Genomic DNA, 1,909 nt, shown 5'->3' with positions numbered 1-1,909 from the left:
GTAAATTTTCAGCGTTGCTGGCTCCCCGTCAGCCGGATTGGGTTGCATCGCAGGGGTGTCGAAAGAGTCAACTGCGGTCCAAAGCTGTTGGACTTGGGTGAAAAGGGCGTTTATTCTTCCTATACGTATAGGAAACCTTTATTATACGGTTATAGTAAAAAGGGGGAGAGGAATCTTCCTCTTTTTTATTTTAAAGGGAGATCTCCCATGACACTTCGTAGAAAAGGGTACATCAATGAATTTGATGGCTTATTTGTGATACCAACAATCGGATTAATCCTGTTGAAATTTTATATTTCTATATTTAGAGCATAGGCAGATTGCCTGTGCTCTTTATTTTGTTTGTTTTAAATTGGTATTGAATGATACCAATATTACATGATTAATGGAGGAGATTATTTATGACATTTAATAACAATGAAAATACACGTGTGTGGTTTATTACAGGTGCAAGCAGTGGACTAGGATACGAATTCACAAAAAAAGCATTGGAGTCAGGAGAGAAGGTTGTTGGTGTTGCTAGAAATATTGAAAAACTGAATGAGTTAAAATGCCAGTTTGAAGGAATGTTACTTCCTTTAAGTCTTGATGTTACTGATAGAAGTGCTGTTTCGACTACAGTGGAAACTGCCATTAAACATTTTGGAAGACTCGATATTGTCATTAACAATGCAGGGAATATGGTAATGGGAATGATTGAAGAATTTAGTGAAGATGAAGTTAGAAGCCAAATGGAAACTAATTTCTTCGGTACAGTATGGGTAAGTCAAGCTGTTATGCCGTACTTGCGGGCACAAGAATCAGGTCATATTATCCAGATATCTAGTATTGGTGGACTGATTAGTGGTCCAATGTCGGGAATCTATAGCGCTAGTAAATTTGCTTTAGAAGGATTTAGCGAGGCTTTAGCACAAGAAGCTGCACATTTTGGTATAAAAGTATCTATCGTAGAACCTGGAGGTTACTGGACGAATCTATACTTAAAAATGAGTTTTACTACACAGAAAAAAGAGTATGATTCATTACGTGAAAAGTTGGCCCAACAATATTCAAACGAATCGGTGGATAGTGATCCTAAGTTAGCCGCCGAAGCTATAATGAAACTGGTTAATAGTGAGAATCCGCCTCTCCGATTAGTTCTGGGAAGCCTTGTATATGATTTAGCTGTTGAAAATGCAGAAAAACGTATATTTACATGGAAAGAGTGGGAATCAGTCAGTCGTTCTTCGGAACATGGGATTCCTGCACCAGAAGGATACGGAATAATTGAGGAATAGAAACCCTAAGAAATAAACTCTCTAAACTACAAAAACTAATTAATGATTTAATATGTTTATTAACTTAATCGCCGGGCGCAACGGCTTTCGTCATTGCGTCTCTGGGAGCAGCTTGGTCTTCAACTGCACCGGCCTTTGTCGCTTTCCGTCTACTTCAAGCAGTGGGCGCGTCGGCCATGCTGGTGGCGACGTTCGCGACGGTTCGCGACGTTTATGCCAACCGTCCTGAGGGTGTCGTCATCTACGGCCTTTTCAGTTCGATGCTGGCGTTCGTGCCTGCGCTCGGCCCTATCGCCGGAGCATTGATCGGCGAGTTCTTGGGATGGCAGGCGATATTCATTACTTTGGCTATACTGGCGATGCTCGCACTCCTAAATGCGGGTTTCAGGTGGCACGAAACCCGCCCTCTGGATCAAGTCAAGACGCGCCGATCTGTCTTGCCGATCTTCGCGAGTCCGGCTTTTTGGGTTTACACTGTCGGCTTTAGCGCCGGTATGGGCACCTTCTTCGTCTTCTTCTCGACGGCTCCCCGTGTGCTCATAGGCCAAGCGGAATATTCCGAGATCGGATTCAGCTTTGCCTTCGCCACTGTCGCGCTTGTAATGATCGTGACAACCCGTTTCGCGAAGTCC

2 protein-coding genes and 1 pseudogene are annotated in these 1,909 nt (G+C 43.2%); all 3 read left to right on the top strand.

What is annotated here, in order from left to right; all coding sequences use genetic code 11:
* Positions 1-315, top strand: a 315-nt coding sequence (locus FTV27_RS17110) for a hypothetical protein (RefSeq protein ID WP_218944809.1), incomplete at its 5' end; no start/stop codon positions are given.
* A gap of 86 nt (positions 316-401) precedes the next feature.
* A complete protein-coding gene (locus FTV27_RS16975; RefSeq protein ID WP_078081115.1) occupies positions 402-1,277 on the top strand; it encodes an SDR family oxidoreductase in 876 nt (291 codons plus the stop codon).
* A 74-nt stretch (positions 1,278-1,351) separates the two neighbouring features.
* Positions 1,352-1,909 (top strand): annotated as a pseudogene (locus FTV27_RS16970) (MFS transporter); the annotation flags it as partial.

Origin of the sequence: Acinetobacter sp. YH12251 (assembly GCF_013417465.1) — a bacterium.
Taxonomy (GTDB): domain Bacteria; phylum Pseudomonadota; class Gammaproteobacteria; order Pseudomonadales; family Moraxellaceae; genus Acinetobacter; species Acinetobacter amyesii.
The sequence above is the reverse complement of the archived record's forward strand: the minus strand, read 5'-3'. Positions and strand labels throughout refer to the sequence as shown.

Bases quoted from the DNA above. Each gene is read 5' to 3' on its own strand.
- FTV27_RS16975 (WP_078081115.1), top strand. From the start codon at position 402: ATGACATTTAATAACAATGAAAATACACGTGTGTGGTTTATTACAGGT.